The following is a 19,127-nucleotide window of genomic DNA, read 5'->3' as shown; positions in this document are numbered from 1 at the left end:
CTGCCGGACCTTCCATCGTCTTACGCTGTTACTTTCAGAAGATGTCTGCACGTAATATCAAAAGTGCTTAGCACTTGAACATCTGCAGCCAGGTGCTGTCGCGAACGTGGTGGAGTTTCAGGGCTGGCGTAGTCTCCGGGCATTGACCCAACCTTGGACGGCGGTTGCCGCCGCCGTGGAGACCACGCCATGGATGAGACTACGACGACACCGACGTCGTCGCCACTTCTCGGTGTGGGGTGGAGCGATCCGCTGGAAGACGAGGTGCGCGGCCGGGTTCGTGCCTTCATCGAGGAGATCCTCGAGGAGGAGCTGTCGGCCGCGCTCGGGCGGGGCCGCTATGAGCGCGCCGAGGAGCACATACTCGGTTGGCGCAATAGCCACCGCGACCGGCAGGTGATCGGCACGTTCGGCGCCGAGACGGTGCGCGTGCCGCGGGCACAGCTCGTGTGCGAGGATGGCGGGACGGCGGAATGGCGCTCGAAGGCACTGCGCCGCTATCAGCGGCTGACGAAGCGGGCAGAGGCGCTGATCGCCGGTGCCTATCTCGCCGGAACGAACACCCGGAGAGTGCGCCGTGCCCTGGCGGCGCTGTTCGACGGCGCCGTGGGCAAGGATGTGGTCAGCAGCACCTGGCGCAAGGTTCGGACCGACTGGGAGGGCTGGAACGGCCGCGGCCTCCACGACGAGGACATCGTCCGGCTGATCCTGGACGGCACGGTGATCCGAACGAAGATCGACCGCAAGGCCACCATCATCTCCCTGCTGGTGGCCTTGCGGTCGGGATGCGCCGAGACGGCCAGAAGGTGCTGCTGGCGCTCAGGAGCATGGGCGGCGAGAGCACCGCCGCCTGGGCCACCTTCCTCGCGGACATGACCCGGCGCGGCCTGAACGCGCCCGGGTTCGTCATCGTCGACGGCGCGCCCGGGCTCGAAGCGGCCTTGGCGGCGCTCTGGCCCGACGCCCCCGTTCAGCGCTGCACGGTTCACAAGCACCGCAACCTGCTCGCCCACGCGCCGAAGCGGCTGCACGACGAACTGACCAACGACTACCGCGACATGATCTACGCCGAGACTGCCGCCGACGTGGAGGCCCGTCGGAAGGCGTTGTCTCGCGCAAGTGGCGGCTGAAGTGTCGAGCCGTCGCCGACGGCCTCGAAGAAGCCGGCGACCGGCTCTTCACCTTCACGCGCCTGCCGCCCGGCCAATGGGAATCGGCCCGCACCACCAATGCCATCGAGCGTCTGCACGAGGAGTTCCGCCGCCGCATCAAGACCCAGACCGTCCTGCCCGAGGCCGAGACCGCGCCGATGCTGTTCTGGGCGCTGCTCGCCTCCGGGCAGATCGTCATGCGCAAGGTCGACGGCTGGGAGACGCTCGCCGCCAGCTCCATTGATCTCGCCGCATGATCACGTAACCTTCGCCGCACCGGAGATCGCCGACCGCGAATTTCCACCACACCCCGGATAGTACCTGCAGCAATCTTGAGCGACCTGGCCGCAGATGATCTCGTGCGGATGGTGATTGCGCGGATCGTGCTGACCCGATAGGGGCGCCACACTACACTGCTACATTCGCAACATGGGGCAAGCGAACTCGCCCCATGTCAACTGAGTTATCCCATCGTTGGCATGACAAACTCGGCCTCTGACCGCATGCCAGTCGGCCAGCGGGTCGTAAGGGTCTTTAGACAAGTGTAGAACCGAACGTCCTCGGGTCCATGCATGTGGTGGTCGCCAAAGAGTGAATCCTTCCATCCCCCAAAGGAATGGAACGCCATTGGCACCGGGATCGGGACGTTGATGCCAACCATGCCGACCTCGACCTCGTGGCCGAAGGCGCGTGACGCGTCACCATCACGGGTGAAGATGGCGACACCATTGCCGTATTCATGTTGGGCGACCAGGTCCACCGCCTCCTGGTAGTTCGCGGCACGCGCGATGGAGAGGACCGGGCCGAAGATCTCTTCCTTCCAGATCGTCATGTCCGGCGTCACGTTGTCGAACAGGGTGCCGCCGATAAAGTAACCGTTCTCGTAGCCTTGAGGCGCTGTGAAGTCGCGGCCATCCACAACGAGCTTTGCCCCCTCTCGCTCGCCCTGGTCGATGTAACCTCGGACCTTGGCGAGATGCTGCGCGGTGACGAGCGGGCCCAATTCCGAGGTCCGATCGGCGGCAGGGCCGATCTTCAGCGCCTCGATCTTCGGGATGAGCTTTTCGATCAGCCTGTTCGCGGTCTCTTCGCCGACCGGCACGGCCACCGAAATCGCCATGCAGCGCTCACCGGCCGAGCCGTAGGCCGCGCCCGTCAGCGCGCCGACGGCCATGTCGATGTCCGCATCCGGCATGATAATCGCGTGGTTCTTGGCGCCGCCGAGCGCCTGGACGCGCTTTCCATGCGCGGTGCCGGTCGTATAGATGTCGCGTGCGACCGGCGTCGAGCCGACAAAGCTGATTGCCTTCACATCGGGGTGGGCGAGCAGCGCGTCAACAGCCTCCTTGTCGCCGTTGACCACGTTGAACACGCCCGCCGGCAGGCCCGCCTGAGTCAGCAGCTCGGCGAGGAACAGTGGCGCGGAGGGATCCCGCTCAGATGGCTTCAGGATGAAGCAGTTGCCGCAGGCAAGCGCGACGGGAAACATCCACATCGGGACCATGCAGGGGAAGTTGAACGGCGTGATCCCGGCCACGACACCCAGGGGCTGGCGCAGGGAATGACTGTCGACGCCGGTGCCGACATTCTCCGTCACCTCTCCTTTCAGCAGTTGGGGAATGCCCACCGCGAACTCGACGACCTCAAGCCCTCGCGTCACCTCTCCCAAGGCGTCATCATGGGTCTTTCCATGTTCGACGGAGATGAGTTCGGCAAGCTTGTCGGCATTCTCCATCAGCAGGAACTTGAACCTGTCGAGGATGCGCGCGCGCCGCAGCGGGGGCGTCTTTGCCAGGCAGGCCATGCCGCCTTGGCCACCGCCACGGCTTCGCCGATCTCTTCGGCGGTGGCCAGCGCCACTCGTTTCTCAATGCTGCCGGTCGCCGGGTTGAACACGTCGGCGAAGCGGCCGGATCTGCCCGGGACACTCTCGCCAGAGATGTAGTGGAATAGATCGGTCATGGGTGTGGTCCTTTTGGATTTTGTTTGGCTGGCTTTCTGCCGCCCTCAGGCGCCGGAGAGGGTCGCGACAAGTTCGATCTCAACCGCGGCGCCCCGGGGCAGAGCCGCGACCTGCACGGTCGAGCGCGCCGGCTTGTGGGCGCCAAAGCGCTTTTCGTAGATCGCATTGAGCTTGGCGAAGTCCCCGAGATCGGTGACGAAGACGGTCGCCTTCACCACCCGATCAAGGCTGCTATTGGCTTCAGCGAGCACTGCTTCGAGGTTGTCGAAGACTTGCTCGGTCTGCGCCTCGATGCCGGCGGGCATTGCACCCGAAAGATCGAGCGGAATCTGCCCCGAGGTGAAGACGAACTCGCCGAAGGCGACGGTGTGGCAATAGGGTCCGATAGCGGCAGGCGCGCCGGTGGCGTTGATCGGGATCATGCGGGAAGCTCCTTGCGGCGGATGGATCGGAGAGGCGTGGCGGTATAGCGTTCGATACTGAGTTCGCTCGCGTCGATCTCGGGGGCGCGGCCAGAGACGAGGTCGGCCAGCACCCGGCCCGAACCGCAGGCCCTGGTCCAGCCGAGTGTGCCATGGCCGGTGTTGAAGCCAAAGATTCGGATACTTCGCCCGGCCGATTACCGGCGGTCCGTCCGGGGTCATCGGCCGGTGGCCGGCCCAGAAGCTGCCCGCCTTTGCGTCGCCGCCGGCCGGATAAAGGTCAGACACCACATGCTCAAGCGTCGCACGGCGGTTCGGGTGCAGGTCGGTTGAGTAGCCGTCGAGCTCGGCCATGCCCCCCACACGGATGCGGTCGCCGAGGCGGGTGATCGCCACCTTGTGCTTCTCGTCCATCACCGTCGATTCCGGCGCGCCGGCAGGGTCGGTGATCGGTACGGTCAGCGAATAGCCCTTGACCGGATAGATCGGCAGATCGATGCCGTGGGGCTTCAGCATGAGCGGCGAGTAGCTGCCAAGTGCCAGCACATAAGCGTCGCCGGTGACGGTGCCCTGATCGGTGGAGACACCGGTTATCCGACCACCATCGGCGATCAGATGCTTGATCGTGACGGCGTAGCGGAAGTCGACGCCCCGAGCGGCGGCGAGGTCCCGCAAGGCGTTGGTAAACTTGAAGCAGTCGCCGGTCTCGTCGTTGGGCAGGCGGAGGCCGCCGACGAACTTGCCCCGGGCTTTGGCGAGCGCCGGCTCGACGGCGATGCAACCATCGGGGTCGAGGAGCTCATTCGGAACGCCGAGCGCATCGAGGACCCTCATGTCCTTGGGCGCGCCGGCCATCAGCTTCTCGGTGCGGAAGAGCTGGAGCGTGCCCTGCATGCGCTCGTCGTAGGCGATCCCGGTCTCGACGCGGAGGGCCTTGAGCATGTCGCGGCTGTACTCGGCGATCGGCACCATGCGGCTCTTGTTCACCTCATAGCGCTCGGCGGTGCAGTTGCGGAGCATGGCAAGGCCGAAGCGCCAGAAAGCCCGTTCGAGGTGCGGGTGGATGAGGAGCGGGCTGTGCCGCATCATCATCCACTTGATGGCCTTCAAGGGGACGCCAGGTCCTGCCCAAGGCGTGGCGTAGCCGGGCGAGATTTCGCCCGCGTTTGCGAAGCTCGTCTCAAGTGCGGGCCCCTGCTGTCGGTCCAGAACTACGACCTCATAGCCGGCCTGCGCGAGATACCAAGCAGACGTCACGCCGATAACGCCGCTGCCAAGAATGACGATCTTCATGCCGTCTGCCTTTCCGTGCAGAGAGCGTCGGCATAGGCACGCGCATAGCGGCTGCCGAGCGAGGTGAGAACTTCATAGCCGATGGTGCTGGCCGCAGTGGCAACCGCATCAACCGGATTGTGAGGACCGATCAGGTCGACGAAACCGCCTGGAACGGCCGCTGGCGCACCGGTGACATCGAGCGTGATACTGTCCATCGAGACGATGCCGACGAGCGGCACCGGCATCTCGCCTACATGTGCGACAGCACGGTGGCTGAGGCTGCGGAGATAGCCATCGGCATAGCCAACCGAGACAGTGGCAATCCGACCCGGCCGCTCCGCAGTCCAGCTGGCACCGTAACCAACCTGCGCCCCGGCCGGGATGTCCCGGATCTGCACAATGCGGCCGCGCAAGCGGACCACCGGCCGCATCGGGTTTGGCGCATTCGCGACTGGCGCAATCCCATAGAGCGCCGCACCGGGGCGGGCCAGATCGAAGTGGAAATCCGAGCCGAGGAAAATCCCGGAGGAGTTGGCAAAACTGCCGGGAGCAGCGGGCAGGCGCCGCCGTGCCGCCTCGAAGCCGGCAAGCTGGGTGCGGTTCATTGCGTGATCCTGCCGCTCGGCGCAGGCGAGATGACTCATGACGAGGCGCAGTGTGATGCCCTCAAGCCGTTCGGGGGTGGCCGTGACCGCCTCGAGTTCGTCCTCGGGAAGTCCCATGCGGGACATGCCGCTGTCGACCTGCACCACAGCCAGGAGGGGGCGGCCCTGCAGGCGAGCGAGGCCGGCCCAGGCGTCAATCTGGGCCGCACTGTTCAGCACCGGAATGAGGCCTGAAGCCGCGCAATCCGCCTCAGCACCCGGCGGGAGGCCGTTCAGGATGAAGACCTCGGCTCCCGCCGGCAGCGCTGGCCGAAGAGCAAGCGCCTCGTCCAGATGCGCGACGAAGAACTGACGCGCGCCCTCGGCGTAAAGGACTTGGGCGACCGCCGCTGCCCCGAGCCCGTAAGCGTCGGCTTTCACTACGGCGGCACAGGTGCCGCCTACCATGGCGCGGAGGGTTCGGTAGTTGTGCCGGATAGCCGAGAGGTCGATCTCGAGCACGGCGCCGGCGTGCCGAAAGTCGGTATCACGCATCGGCCCCCCTCCCGGCTCCCTTCGCTCAGGCGGCGCGCGCGAGGGCGTCGCCAAGGACGCTGACCATCTCGTCGATCTGGCCCTCCTCGACGATCAACGGCGGCGACAGGGCTATGATGTCGCCGGTGACGCGGATCAGCAGCCCTTTCGCCAGGCAGTCGACGAAGACATCATAGGCGCGCGTCCCGACCGCGCCTTCGCGCGGAGCAAGCTCGATCCCGGCGATCAGGCCGATGGTGCGGATGTCGATGACGTTCTTCGCGCTCTTCAGCGCATGGATCGCATCATTCCATTTCGCCTGCAGCCCTGCCGCGCGGGTGAAGAGACCCTCGCCTTCGTAGATATCGAGCGTGGCCAAGCCTGCAGCGCAGGCAGCGGGGTGGCCGGAGTAGGTGTATCCGTGGAACAGCTCGATGACGTTCTCGGGTCCGGTCATCAGGGCATCATGGACAGCGCGCGAGGCGAAGACCGCACCCATCGGGATCACGCCATTGGTCAGACCCTTGGCGGTCGTCACCAGAGCCGGGGTCACGCCGAAGAAGTCGCTGGCGAAAGGTGCGCCGAGGCGGCCAAAGCCGGTGATGACCTCGTCGAAGATCAAAAGGATGCCATGCTTCGTCGCAATCTCGCGCAGGCGCTCGAGGTAGCCCTGGGCGGCACGAGGACGCCGGTCGAGCCGGCGACCGGCTCGACGATGCAGGCGGCGATGGTTTCGGCGCCGTGCAGCTGGACCAGGCGCTCGAGATCCTCGGCCAGGTCGGCGCCATGCTCGGGCTGCCCCTTCACAAAGGCGTTCTTCGCGAGGTCATGGGTATGTCGGAGATGGTCAGCCGGAATTTGCGGGAAGACGCGGCGGTTGTTGACCAGACCACCAACCGAGATGCCGCCGAAGCCGACCCCGTGGTAGCCTCGTTCGCGGCCGATGACACGGGTACGGGTGCCCTGTCCAACGGCGTGCTGGTAGGCGATGGCGATCTTCAGCGCGGTGTCGACCGACTCCGATCCCGAGCCGGTGAAAAAGACCCGGTCGAGCCTTCCGCCCTCGGGCCCCGGCGCGATGGCGGCGAGCCGCTCGGCAAAATCGAAGGCGATGGGATGGCCCATGTTGAAGGAGGGCGCATAATCGAGCGTGGCGAGCTGGCGGCTCACGGCCTCGGTGATCTGGCTGCGTCCATGACCGGCGTTGCAGCACCAGAGGCCGGCAGTGCCGTCAAGCACCTGGTGACCATCGGCGGAGGTGTAATGCATGCCCTCGGCCGCGACGAGCAGCCGCGGGGCCGCCGCACTACAGCAGGATGCTTTGTACATCGCAGAGACAATTGGTCTGCAAGCAAGAAGCACCCCGGAGAATGCGTCTTGAACAGTTGATCTTGAAACTGAAATCTGGAGCGGGCGATGAGATTCGAACTCACGACCCTAACCTTGGCAAGGTTATGCTCTACCCCTGAGCTACGCCCGCGCTCCGTCTCCGGTGGCGTCCGCCGCCGGTGGAGGGGGATTTAGCCAAGCCCGCGGATGGCTGCAAGAGGAAAAATGCACCGGACCCTTTCGGCAGTCGTGATTGTTCGGCTCGAGTCTCCGGCAGGGATGTTCCGGGACGGAAAATCGGGCCTGCCGGCGCTTGACCCCGCGCCGCCGATCCTGGCCAATGCAGACTGGAGAACGGGGGCAGGCATGTCGCGCAGCGATGATCTGGGCGATTTCGTGCGGCAAGGGCTGACCGCGGGGCGCAGCCGGGACGACCTGGCCGCCGCCCTGGCAGAGGCGGGGTGGAGCGCGCGGGAGGCCGCCGAGGCGCTGGACGGCTGGGCCGTCGCGCCGGGCCTGCCGCCGGTGCCGCGGCCGCGCCCCCATGTCTCGGCGCGCGAGGCGCTGGTCTACGGGCTGCTGTTCCTGCTGCTGATCTTCATCTGTTGGCATGTGGTGATGCTGGGCTTCCAGGTGATCGATTCGGTCCTGCCGGGCCTTGCGGACCGCTATCCGCCGTCGCCCTCAGCGCTGCGCTGGAACATGGCGGCGCTGATTTCTGCGGTGCCCCTGTTCCTGTGGCTGAACCGCAGGGTGGCGCGGAACACGGCGCAGGATGCAGGCCGCCGCAGGTCGCTGGTCCGCAGATGGTTCGCGGCGGTCACGCTGCTGCTCGCGTCGCTTGCGCTGCTGGGCGATCTGGTGGCGGTGATCTACGCGCTGCTGAATGGCGAGCTGACGGCGCGCTTCTTGGCCAAGACCCTGCTGATCGCAATGATCGGCGGGCTGGCCTTTGCCTGGTGGCGGGATGAACTCGATGACCGCTAGAAGGACGCAGGGCTGGGCAAGCTGGGCCATCGCGGCCCTTGCGGGCACAACCGTCGTGGCCGGCCTCGCCATCGGCGGGGGACCATTGCAGGCCCGCAAGGAACGCCGTGACGATGCCCGGATGGAGGACCTGCGCCGCCTTGCGGGCCATGTCGTCTGCCTTGCCGATGAAAGCGAAACGCGCCGACTGCCCGCCGACCTGTCGCCCACGCCCGGCTGCCCCGACACGGTGCCGCTGACCGACAGCCGCTCAGGCGAGCCTTACCGCGTCGAGGCGCTCAAGGCGGGCAAGTTCCGTCTCTGCGCCGCCTTCGAATTGCCGCCGGAGGATCAACGCTGGGTCGCGAACCGCCGTGACGGCGATTGCATCGTCGAGGACCTGCCCCGCCGCCTGCGCGATGACCCGGAAGCCCCCTCCGGGATCGAACGCTGATTCTCCTCCCTGCCGGGCTTCGGACGGTTTCAAATATCCTCGAGGCGGGTGAATGCCGCGCAGCGGCAGAGGGGGCGCGAGCGCCCCCTTCCTTCACTCCAGTTCGACCATCAGGTCCTTGGCGTCGATCTGCTGGCCAGGGCTCACATGGACCGCCTTCACGATGGCCTCGCGGTCGGCGTGGATGCCGGTTTCCATCTTCATCGCCTCGATGGTCAGCAGCAGGTCGCCCGCGCGGACCTTGGTCCCCGCCAGCGCCGCCACCGTCGCCACCACGCCGGGCATCGGCGCGCCGATATGGCCGGGGTTCGCCGTATTCGCCTTGGGCCGGGCGGCGGTCACGCCCTTGGCCGCGCGGTTCGGCACCCGCACGGTACGGGGCTGGCCGTTCAGTTCGAAGAATACCCGCACCTCGCCCGCGTCGTCGGTGTCGCCGATGGTCTGCAGACGGATCTCCAGCGTCTTGCCGGGGTCGATCTCGACGCTGATCTCCTCGCCCGGTTCGATGCCGTAGAAGAAGGCGGGGGTGGGCAGGGTGCGGACCGGGCCATAGGCCTTGTGGCGCTCGGCATAGTCGCTGAAGACCTTGGGATACATCAGCCAGCCGTTGAAGTCCTCGTCGTCGAGCGCGACGTCCAGCTTGGCCTGAACCTCGACGCGGGCGGCCGCCAGATCGACGGGCGGCATCAGGGCACCCGGACGGTTGGTGATGGGCGCCTCGCCCTTCAGCACTTTCCGCTGCAGCGCCTCGGGCCAGCCGCCGGGGGGCTGGCCGAGGTTGCCGCGCATCATGTCCACGACCGAATCCGGGAAGGCGACCTCGACGGCGGGGTCCTCGACCTGCGCGCGCGTCAGCCCTTGGGCTACCATCATCAGCGCCATGTCGCCCACGACCTTGGACGAGGGCGTGACCTTGACGATGTCGCCGAACATCCGGTTCACCTCTGCATAGGTCTCGGCCACCTGATGCCAGCGGTCCTCCAGCCCCAGGGACCGCGCCTGCGCCTTGAGGTTGGTGAACTGCCCGCCCGGCATCTCGTGCAGGTAGACCTCCGATGCCGGGGCGCGGCTTCCCGCCTCGAAGGCGCAATACTGGTCGCGCACCCGTTCCCAGTAGTTCGAGATTTCCCGGACCCTGCCGATGTCCAGCCCGGTGTCGCGGTCCGTCCCGTCCAGCGCCGCGACGATGGACCCGAGGCAGGGCTGCGAGGTGCCACCCGAGAAGGCGTCCATCGCCGCGTCCACGATGGCCACGCCCGAGTCCGCTGCCGCCAGCACCGTGGCCCCCGCGATGCCGCTGGTGTCATGGGTGTGGAAGTGGATCGGCAGGCCGACTTCCTCGCGCAGCGCCTTGAACAGCACCCGCGCGGCGGCGGGCTTCAGCAGGCCCGCCATGTCCTTGACGCCGAGGACATGCGCGCCCGCCTCCCGCAGCTGCCGGCCCATGTCGACGTAATAGGCGAGGTCATACTTGGACCGATCGGGGTCCATCAGGTCGCCGGTATAGCAGATCGCGGCCTCGCAAAGCTTGCCCGAGTCCACCACGGCGTCCATCGCCACGCGCATGTTCTCGACCCAGTTGAGCGAATCGAAGACGCGGAACACGTCCACGCCGGATTGCGCCGCTTGCGCGACAAAGCTTTGCACCACGTTGTCGGGATAGTTGGTGTAGCCGACGCCATTGCTGGCGCGCAGCAGCATCTGCGTCATGATGTTGGGCATGGCCGCGCGGATGTCGCGCAGCCGCTGCCAGGGGCATTCCTGCAGGAAGCGATAGGCCACGTCGAAGGTCGCCCCGCCCCAGCATTCGACCGAGAAAAGGCCGGGCAGGTTCGCCGCATAGGCCGGCGCCACCCGGATCATGTCGATGGACCGCATCCGCGTCGCCAGCAGCGACTGGTGCCCGTCGCGCATGGTGGTGTCGGTCAGCAGCAGCCGCTGCTGGCGGGACAGCCAGTCCACCACGCCCTGCGGCCCCTCACGGTCGAGAAGATGCCGGGTGCCCTCGGGCGGCTCCTGCCGCGGGGCAGGGGGGACGGGCAGCTTGGACTCGGCGGGGCGCGGGCGGCCTTTGGTCTCGGGATGCCCGTTCACGCTGATGTCGGCGAGATAGGTCAGGATCTTCGTCGCCCGGTCCTGCCGGGGCGAGAAGTCGAACAGCTCGGGCGTCGTGTCGATGAACTTGGTTGTCGCCTCGTTCGACAGGAAGACCGGGTGCTTCAGCAGGTTGATGACGAAGTCGATGTTGGTCGAAACGCCCCGCACCCGGAACTCGCGCAGGGCGCGGTCCATGCGCCGGATCGCGGCCTCGGGCGTCTGCGCCCAGGCGGTGACCTTCACCAGCAGCGAATCGTAGTAGCGGGTGATGACCGCGCCCGCATAGGCCGTGCCGCCGTCCAGACGGATGCCGTTGCCGGTCGCGGTGCGATAGGCGGTGATGCGGCCATAGTCGGGGATGAAGTTGTTCTGCGGGTCCTCGGTCGTCACCCGGCACTGGATCGCGTGGCCCGAGAGCGTGACGTCCGCCTGCGAGGGCATCCCCGTCGCCTCGGCCAGCGTCGCGCCTTCGGCGATGCGGATCTGGGCCTGCACGATGTCGATGCCGGTGACCTCCTCGGTCACGGTATGCTCGACCTGGACGCGGGGGTTCACCTCGATGAAGTAGAACTGCTGCGAGTCCATATCCATCAGGAACTCGACCGTGCCCGCATTGCGGTAGCCGACGGCCTGACCGATCTTCAGCGCCAGCCCGCAGACCTCGGCCCGCTGCTCGGGCGTCAGGTAGGGGGCGGGCGCGCGTTCCACCACCTTCTGGTTGCGGCGCTGCACGGTGCAGTCACGCTCATACAGGTGATAAAGCCCGCCGTGGCTGTCGCCGAGCAGTTGCACCTCGACGTGGCGGGCGCGGAGGATCATCCTTTCCAGATAGCCCTCGCCGTTGCCAAAGGCGGCCTCGGCCTCGCGCCGGCCCTCGCGCACCTTCTCGGGCAGTTCCGCCGCCGACAGGATCGGCCGCATCCCCCGCCCGCCGCCGCCCCAGGATGCCTTCAGCATCAGCGGATAGCCGACTTCCTCGGCCGCCCGCGCGACCTCGGCCATGTCATCGCCCAGAACCTCGGTCGCGGGGATGACGGGGACGCCCGCGGCAATCGCAACGCGGCGGGCCGAGGCCTTGTCGCCCAGCGCCCGCATCGTGTCGGCAGTGGGCCCGATGAAGGCGATGCCCGCGGCGGTACAGGCATCCACGAAATCCGGGTTCTCCGACAGCAGCCCATAGCCCGGGTGGATCGCATCCGCGCCCGAGGCTTTCGCCACGCGGATGATCTCGGGGATCGACAGATAGGCCGCGACCGGCCCCAGCCCCTCGCCGATGCGGTAGGCCTCGTCCGCCTTGAAGCGGTGGAGGCTCAGCTTGTCCTCCTCGGCATAGACCGCGACCGTGCGCTTGCCCATCTCGTTGGCCGCCCGCAGCACCCGGATCGCGATCTCGCCACGGTTCGCCACAAGGATCTTCTGGAACATCTGCACCCCCGGAGGATTTGCGCGGCACCTTTCAGCAGCCGGACCCCGAGCGCAAGGGCGACGATAAGCTCAGCGCCGCGCGGCGAAGAAGCGGCGCAGCAGATCGGTCGCAGGCTCGGCCGCGATGCCGTCATAGACCTGCGGCCGATGGTGGCACTGGGGATGGTCGAAGACCCGCGCGCCATGGGCGACGCCCCCCATGCGGGGGTCTGGGGCGCCGTAATACAGCACCTCGATCCGCGCGGCGGAAATGGCGGCGGCGCACATGGGGCAGGGCTCCAGCGTGACCCACAGGCGATGGCCGGGCAGGCGTTCGGACCCGACGGCCGCGCAGGCCGCGCGGATGGCAAGGATCTCCGCATGGGCCGTGGGGTCCGACAACTCGCGCGTGCGGTTGCCGGCGGCGGCAACGACGCTGCCCGACGGATCGGTCAGGACGGCACCCACCGGCACCTCGCCGCGTTCGGCGGCGGCGCGGGCTTGCGCCAAGGCGGCATCCATGTGGCTGCGGAACATGCCTGCGGGATGCCGTGACACGGCGCCCTGCGCAAGAACCGCTTTCGCCTCGGCTGCGTTGGGGCTAGACCCGGCACCTTGCCGCCACACCACCGCAGCGATGCGCAGGAGATCGCCATGACCGACCCGAACACGCCCCCCGATCCCGACACCCCCCGCGACGAAGACGAAGCTCTGCCGCCCATCGAGGGCGCAGAGGAAGAGGATACCGACCAGATCGAGCTTGCCGCCGAGGACAAGGCGGGCGAACCCTTCGACGACGACGACGACGACGACGACGACGACGACGACGACGACGACGACGACGACGACGACGACGACGACGACGACGACGACGACGACGACGACGAGCCGGAGAAGGGACCCAAGCCTGTCAAAGCCGCGGCTGCCAAGAAGCCCGCGCAGGCGGCAGGCGGCGAGCGCATTGCCAAGGTCATGGCCCGCGCGGGCGTGGCCAGCCGCCGCGAGGCCGAGCGGATGATCGTCGAAGGCCGCGTCACCGTGAACGGCCGCAAGATTTCCAGCCCGGCGCTGGACGTGCTGCCCTCGGACAAGGTGACGGTGGACGGCAAGCCGATGGAAGCCGCGCAGGAAACGCGGCTCTGGCTTTACTACAAGCCCGTCGGCCTTGTGACCTCGGAAGCCGATGAGAAGGGCCGCCAGACCGTCTTTGACGCGCTTCCCCGTGACCTCCCGCGCGTGATGAGCGTGGGGCGGCTCGACTTGAATTCCGAAGGCCTGCTGCTGCTGACGAATGACGGCGAGCTGAAGCGGCGGCTGGAACTGCCCTCGACCGGCTGGCTGCGCCGCTACCGCGTCCGGGTGAATGGGCAGCCGAACGACCTGACCTTCGACCCGCTGCGCCGGGGCGCCACCATCGAAGGCGAGGAATTCGCCCCGATGGAAATCAAGCTCGACAGTCAGCAGGGCGCCAACGCCTGGCTTACCGTGGGCATCCGCGAGGGCAGGAACCGCGAGATCCGCCGCGCGATGGCGCATGTCGGGCTGATCGTGAACCGCCTGATCCGCATCGGCTACGGCCCCTTCAAGCTGATCGGGATGGAGGAGAACGAAGTGCGCGAGGTCAAGCGCCGCGTCTTGCGCGACCAGTTGGGCGGGTTGCTGACCGGCGACACCGACGCGGCGGAGGAACGCGGCGAACGTCCGGCCCGGAACGCCACGGCCCGCGGGTCCCGCCGCGATGACGCTGCCCCGCGCCCGCCCCGTGTCCCGCGTCGGGATGGAGACGGCGAGCGCAGGCCCCGCACCGAAGGGGACCGCAGGCCATGGGCGGCCGACCGTGCCGAGAAGGACCGGGCGCCGCGAAAGCCGCGCCATGGCAGCGACGGGGGCGATCACCCCGCCCGTGCGGGTGCCGGGCGCGGCGGCCCCGCGCGCGGCGGGCCGGGCGACGGTTACGACCGCAAGCCTCGCGCGTTCAGCCCGGATCGCCGTGACGACGGGGCAGGCCGTGGCCCCCGGCAGGCTGGCTTCGACCGCCGCGGGGAAGGCCGCCCCGATCACGCGGCCGGGTCCACGGGCAAGCTCCACTCCCGTTCCGGCGAGGGCGGCGAGCGGGGACCGCGCCCGCCGGGCCGCTTCGGGCGGCCGGGTGACGGGCCGCGGCTCGAGGGGGACAAGCGCCCCCGCACCCCCCGGGCCGAAGGCGGGACCGAGCGCAAGGGCTTCAGCCCCCGGCCAGAAGGCGCGGATCGCCCCCGCGGACCCAGGCCGCAGGGCGAGCGTCCTCGTTCCGATCACACGCGCGCCGAAGGCGGCAGGGACTTTGACCGGGACCGTTCCGACAGGTTCCGGCCGGATCAGCCGCGCGGCGACCGCAAGCCCTGGGCCGCGCGGGACGACCGGGACGGGAACCGCCCGCCGCGTCCGCCCCGCGAAGGCGGTCCGCGCAGCGCCGAGGCCGAGGGCGGCTTTTCGCGCAAGCCCCGCGCGGCCCGGCCGGATCGCGCCGGCGCCTCGGGTCCGCAAGGGGACCGACCGTTCCGCGGACCCCGGCCCGCCGGGACAGGTGGACGGCCCCCGAAGCCCGGCACCGGCCCGCGCGGGCCTGCGCCCTCGGGCCGTGGACCGGGCGGCAAGCCGGGGCGGGACGGAGGTCCCCCGAAAGGCGGTGGGCGGCGCTGACAGCGACGGCTTGGGGCAGGGGGGAACCATGCCCTTGGCCCGACGATGCGGGGCGTCCGGGAAAAGCGCGTCAGGAACGGACCGGGGAACATCTGCAAGGCCGCTAGGGATCAGAGGAGATGGTTCCCTTCCGCCTCAGTAAGCCCTCGGAAAAGCTACTGCTTTCCGTCACCGGAACTGCAGTGCGGTGCATAACGGCCACAGGTCCGATCGTGCACGAGGCAAAGCGGAACCAAGCCAACCAGAAGGGGTTGGCGATTATGCAACAGTGAGCGCTGACCCGCAGCGGAACCGGTCGTTAGCCGCTTTTCAACTTGAGGGCTTTGTGTAACTGTCGCCTCGATGCTGTCGGGAAACCGGCAGACTTCACAAGAATACGGAGCATGATCATGACCAAATTCGCTACCTTTGCCGCGGCTCTTGGCCTGTCGGCCTCGACCGCACTCGCCGGCGGCTACGTCGCCCCGGTCGTCGACGTCGAGCCCGTCGTCGTCGACACCCGCCCGGCGTCGACCAACGCCGGTCTCGTCGTCCCCGCCCTGCTGCTGCTGGGCGTCATCGCTGCCGTCGCTTCGGACGACGATGACGATGATGACGACGACACCCCCGACAGCGAGTAATCTCGCATCGGTACCGATCAGGGGTCAGTCTTCGGACTGGCCCCTTTTCTTTTGCCTGTCCGGCTGCCCAGCGCATGAAAAAAGCCCGCCATGAGGGCGGGCCTTGGATAAAACGTGGGATGGATCAGTTCCGCAGCACCTGGATCGTCGCATGGCCCAGGCCCGGCCCGATCCACTGGCGCGAGACGCCGGCCGAGGGCAGGTAGCTGTTCTCGAACTGCAGCCCGTGCCCATCGCAATTCTCGACCATGACGCCGGGGTTGGGGCCGCGGCCGATCTGGCAGGCGAAGACAAGCGGCCGTTCCTGCCCGTCGCCGCTGTAATAGCGCATCACCCGCCGCGCCGGCCCGGATTGTCCGGCGGCGACAAGGGCTGCGGACTGTTCGGCCTCGGCCACTGACAGGTCGTGGCCAAGGCCGCGGGTGCCCGTCAGCATGAAGCCGCGCATGATCAGCGCCTGCTCATTCTTCGTCATGTAGGTCCGCATTCCCCGGTTCTCGCCGGTCATGGCAAGCACCTGCGTGGTGCCGAGCCGTTCCAGCCCGACAAGGATCAGCGGGCCGGGGTTCACGGCCAGCGCCTCGGCCGCCATCGCCTGCGGATCGGGCGCGGCTGCCGGTTCTGCCGGGGCCTGGCGCTGGGACAGCACGGCGCGGGCCAGCGAGCCGCCGATCCCCGGTCCCGTCCCCGCGTCGCCCGAGGCCGAGCCCCCCGAGCATCCGGCGGCCAGAAGGGGCAGGGCCAGTGCCAGCGCGGCGCCCCGGATCATGCCGTTCATCGCCAGAATCTCCCCCAGCCGTCATACATCTTGGTCGAATGGCTGTCGCGCACGGCGTCGTACAGCCGGCCCCCCACCCGCACCCGCTGCCCGCCGTCGCGGTTGAGCGAGCTGATCGTGCCGCCCACCGTCCGCTTGGACGGCGTGCCGACCGCGAAAGACAGCGGCACGCGGACGGTGATGCCCTTGTCGAACGAGCCTTCGCCATATTCCTCGGCCGACAGGTCGGTCTTGGTGGCATAGGCGCCGACCGACCAGCCGCTGGCGAATTCGCGCGTCAGCGTCACCGTGGCGCCATCGTCGCCGGCCAGATAGCGGCCCACGTCAAGCTGGCCGACAAAGCCGCCCCCGAATTCGTAATAGGCCGAGACATGGCCGGTCGTGACCTCGTAATCGAGAAACTCGAAGGCGTCGCGGTAGTCGCGCTTGCGGACCCGGTTGACCTCGGCCCCGAGCGCGAGGCGCGAGTTCACCGGCTTCCACAGCGCTTCGGTCGAGACGCCGCCATACATGTTTTCCAGCAGGCCCACGGTCACGCGGGTATAGACCGTCTCGGTCGGCCGCGCGTTCCAGTTCAGCGTCAGGTTCGGGATGCGCGGATCGTCGTTGCCGGAATACATCCGCCCGTCCGAACGGACGCGGTAAACGCCGTTGTTGCGGTCGGCGATCTCCTCGTCCGACAGGGCAAGGTAGTCGTCGACCGAGAGGCCGCCCGGCGCGTCCTGCTCGGCATTGCCGAACAGCCGCTGCCGCACCGTCCCGTTCAGCGTCAGGCCCGGCAGGATCTCGTAGGTGGCGCGGGCCGAGATGCCCACGTCATAGCGCAGCGGCTCGTCGGGATCGAACAACCCGGTATTCAGCGAGGGTCCGATGGACCACTGGAAGCGCGGCGTGATGCCGGGGCTCTGCACCAGCCCGGCGGGGCGCGGGTGGGCGTCGGTCATCACCGCGGCATTGGCGATATGGCTGACCTCGGTGTTCTCGAGCCGCTCGACATCCGCGCGTCGGAAGGTCAGGGACGAGGTCGGCATCCCGTTCTCGACCGAGGTCACGACCAGCGTTTCCACCGAGGGCGGCAGGGCGCGGGTCATCAGGCGGACCGTGCGGCCCACGGCCTCGGCCTGCTGGATGTAGCGGTTGTTGCGGATGCGGACCTCGGCGCGGGTTCCGGTCAGCGTCATCGACTGCAGCGTCTGGCCTTCCTTGGCCAGCGCATCGCCCAGCGCCTTCTGGATCGCCGGCTGTGCGGTCGGGTCCGCCGACCAGGTGCCCGCCCACCCTTCCGGGTCGGCGGCGACGGCGGGACGTGGGCGCACCGGCGCGGGGCCTTTCTCCAGCCCCGAGGGGTAGGGCGCCTGACGCGGGTTCAGCGTCATGCTGGCGGTAACGCCGAAATGCGTGCCACCCAGCACATAGGCGCCGATCTGGTAGTTGCGCCCGGCCTGGTAGGTCAGCCCGAGGTTGATGTTGTTCGACAACTCGTCTTCGTCGCTGAGCCAGGCCGAGCGGGCGCAGTTGTCGGCATCCCCTGTCTCGCAGGCGTAGTCGTCGCCGGAATACTCGGCCAGCAGGGTCAGCTTGTCGGTGGCCTTCCACTGGACGTTCAGGAAAGGCGCGGCCTCGCCCCGGAACCACTGGTCGGTGTTCAGGGTGCCGCCTTCCGCCTCGTCAGGCCCGCCCCGGTCATCGATCAGCGAACCGATGCCGCCCGAACTCGCCAGCCGCCCCCAGCCAAGGCCCGCGCTGACGCGCAGGCGCGGCGACAGCGTCTTGGTCGCAACGATGTATTCCGAGGCATAGAAGCCGGTGCCGATCATGTCCTGCAGGCCAACGGCCATGGCGGGGCGCCAGCCGTCCGGGGCCTCGTCCAGCAGAGACAATCTCAGGTCGAAGGAGCGGTCGCGGACATAGCCGCGCCGCTGCTCGGTGCTGTCGAACTTGCCGTAGCGCAGCACCACCGTCGCGCGGGGCAGGATCTGGAAGCTGAGGCCGACGGTGTTGCCGACCTCGGCATAGCTGAGGACCGCGCCGAGGGTGGCGTCGGGCATCATCTCGGCCGTGGGGGTGTCGATCGCGCCCGGCAGGCCGTAGCGGTTGGTGACGGCACCGATCATCGGATCGGCGAAGCCCGCGCCGGCCGGGACCAGCGCCACCGCAACCGGCAGCGCCGTGGCCAGCAGGCGGCGGGTCAGGGGGGACGGGCGGGCCTTTGTCATGCGGACAGTCCTTTTGCGGTCAAGGCCGGGCGGGATGAAAGGGCGCCGGGCGCTGGGATCCGGCGGGGTAGGCCGGGGCGGTCCTGCCGCCCCAGGCCGCGATCAGGCGGCACTGGCAGGCGTGGCGCAACCGGGCAGCGTGGTGCCGCGGGCGCGCAGGGTCGCGGTCAGCGGCTGGCCGCCGCAGTCCTGCGCGTTCACCCGCAGCACGAAGGGCTGGCCGCCGAGGACGCCGATATATTCGACGCCGCCCGAATAGGGGATGCGGCGGACATCGATGTTGCTGGCATTGCCGCCCGCGGGCTGGAAGCGGGCGGTCGAGCCGGTGACGGATGCCGTCCAGCCCTCGCCCGCGGCGGTCAGGTTCGTCACCGCCAGCGTCTCTGCCTCGGCGGTCGAGACCTTGGCGGTGGGACCTGCGACCTCCAGCGGCTGCACGGTGGGCGAGGCGCCGGTGGGTTCGGGGATCGTCGGCAGGCCGGGTTCTGCAGGGGCTTCGGGGGCGGGCGGCGGGTCCCAGGGCATGCGGAAATCCTGCATCTGGTCACAGGCGGCCAGCGCAAGCGGCAGCGCCAGCAGGGCAAAGCGCAAGGTCATCTTCTATCCTGTCCCACGTATCCGTTTTGCGTTCAGCCTTAGACAGCCCGTTCCA

Annotated in this window: 11 protein-coding genes, 1 tRNA gene and 4 pseudogenes; 5 read left to right on the top strand and 11 right to left on the bottom strand. The window is 68.2% G+C overall.

The genetic code is table 11. From position 1 onward, the window contains the following. Positions 1–189 precede the first annotated feature (189 nt). Positions 190–1,408: pseudogene (locus JGR78_RS09830) on the top strand (IS256 family transposase). 206 nt (positions 1,409–1,614) lie between these two features. Here the strand turns inward: JGR78_RS09830 and JGR78_RS09825 are convergent. From JGR78_RS09825 to JGR78_RS09800, 6 genes and pseudogenes are all read right to left on the bottom strand, one after another. Beyond that, positions 1,615–3,113: pseudogene (locus tag JGR78_RS09825) on the bottom strand (CoA-acylating methylmalonate-semialdehyde dehydrogenase). Positions 3,114–3,158: 45 nt separating this feature from the next. Next, positions 3,159–3,536: a Rid family detoxifying hydrolase gene (locus tag JGR78_RS09820; RefSeq protein ID WP_182790666.1), complete on the bottom strand. Its 378-nt coding sequence runs from the start codon at positions 3,534–3,536 to the stop codon at positions 3,159–3,161. Further along, a pseudogene (locus tag JGR78_RS09815) lies at positions 3,533–4,829 on the bottom strand (D-amino acid dehydrogenase). Before JGR78_RS09815 ends, JGR78_RS09820 begins: the two are co-directional and overlap by 4 nt. Continuing rightward, positions 4,826–5,950: an alanine racemase gene (gene alr, locus JGR78_RS09810; RefSeq protein WP_182802941.1), complete on the bottom strand. Its 1,125-nt coding sequence runs from the start codon at positions 5,948–5,950 to the stop codon at positions 4,826–4,828. The pseudogene JGR78_RS09815 and the gene alr overlap by 4 nt, the downstream one beginning before the upstream one ends. 25 nt (positions 5,951–5,975) lie before the next feature. Continuing rightward, a pseudogene (locus JGR78_RS09805) lies at positions 5,976–7,198 on the bottom strand (aspartate aminotransferase family protein). Positions 7,199–7,334: 136 nt separating this feature from the next. After that, positions 7,335–7,409, bottom strand: a tRNA-Gly gene (locus tag JGR78_RS09800). A gap of 215 nt (positions 7,410–7,624) precedes the next feature. Here JGR78_RS09800 and JGR78_RS09795 point away from each other — a divergent pair. Together JGR78_RS09795 and JGR78_RS09790 are read left to right on the top strand one after the other, a co-directional pair. Further along, positions 7,625–8,245: a DUF5671 domain-containing protein gene (locus JGR78_RS09795; protein WP_182790663.1), complete on the top strand. Its 621-nt coding sequence runs from the start codon at positions 7,625–7,627 to the stop codon at positions 8,243–8,245. Beyond that, positions 8,235–8,678 carry a hypothetical protein gene (locus JGR78_RS09790; protein ID WP_182802939.1) on the top strand — a complete coding sequence of 148 codons (444 nt, stop codon included), beginning with the start codon at positions 8,235–8,237 and terminating at the stop codon, positions 8,676–8,678. Before JGR78_RS09795 ends, JGR78_RS09790 begins: the two co-directional genes overlap by 11 nt. Before the next feature lie 93 nt (positions 8,679–8,771). Here the strand turns inward: JGR78_RS09790 and JGR78_RS09785 are convergent, their stop codons facing one another. Together JGR78_RS09785 and JGR78_RS09780 are read right to left on the bottom strand one after the other, a co-directional pair. Then, positions 8,772–12,206, bottom strand: a complete 3,435-nt coding sequence (locus JGR78_RS09785; protein WP_182802936.1) for a pyruvate carboxylase — start codon at positions 12,204–12,206, stop codon at positions 8,772–8,774. A 63-nt stretch (positions 12,207–12,269) separates the two neighbouring features. Beyond that, positions 12,270–12,716 carry a nucleoside deaminase gene (locus JGR78_RS09780; protein ID WP_182790844.1) on the bottom strand — a complete coding sequence of 149 codons (447 nt, stop codon included), beginning with the start codon at positions 12,714–12,716 and terminating at the stop codon, positions 12,270–12,272. 117 nt (positions 12,717–12,833) lie between these two features. Here JGR78_RS09780 and JGR78_RS09775 point away from each other — a divergent pair, with 117 nt between their 5' ends. Together JGR78_RS09775 and JGR78_RS09770 are read left to right on the top strand one after the other, a co-directional pair. After that, positions 12,834–14,861 (top strand): pseudouridine synthase, encoded by a 2,028-nt coding sequence (locus JGR78_RS09775; protein ID WP_234450705.1) that lies wholly within the window; start codon positions 12,834–12,836, stop codon positions 14,859–14,861. Between the two features lie 389 nt (positions 14,862–15,250). Continuing rightward, entirely contained in the window at positions 15,251–15,481 is a 231-nt protein-coding gene (locus JGR78_RS09770; protein WP_234450704.1) for a hypothetical protein, read from the top strand. Between the two features lie 124 nt (positions 15,482–15,605). Here the strand turns inward: JGR78_RS09770 and JGR78_RS09765 are convergent, their stop codons facing one another. The 3 genes from JGR78_RS09765 to JGR78_RS09755 all read right to left on the bottom strand — a co-directional run bounded on the left by JGR78_RS09765 (position 15,606) and on the right by JGR78_RS09755 (position 19,072). Next, positions 15,606–16,259, bottom strand: coding sequence for a YjbF family lipoprotein (locus JGR78_RS09765; RefSeq protein ID WP_182790658.1), 654 nt, complete (start codon positions 16,257–16,259; stop codon positions 15,606–15,608). Further along, complete coding sequence (locus JGR78_RS09760; protein WP_182790657.1) at positions 16,256–18,475, bottom strand: YjbH domain-containing protein; 2,220 nt, start codon at positions 18,473–18,475, stop codon at positions 16,256–16,258. Before JGR78_RS09760 ends, JGR78_RS09765 begins: the two co-directional genes overlap by 4 nt. 102 nt (positions 18,476–18,577) lie before the next feature. Further along, the gene (locus JGR78_RS09755) at positions 18,578–19,072 is read right to left on the bottom strand and encodes a hypothetical protein (RefSeq protein WP_182790656.1); all 495 of its coding nucleotides are present in this window, start codon (positions 19,070–19,072) and stop codon (positions 18,578–18,580) included. Positions 19,073–19,127 lie beyond the last annotated feature (55 nt).

This window comes from Paracoccus sp. MC1862, from assembly GCF_016617715.1.
Lineage (GTDB): Bacteria > Pseudomonadota > Alphaproteobacteria > Rhodobacterales > Rhodobacteraceae > Paracoccus.
This window is presented reverse-complemented; position numbering and strand designations above follow the sequence as displayed.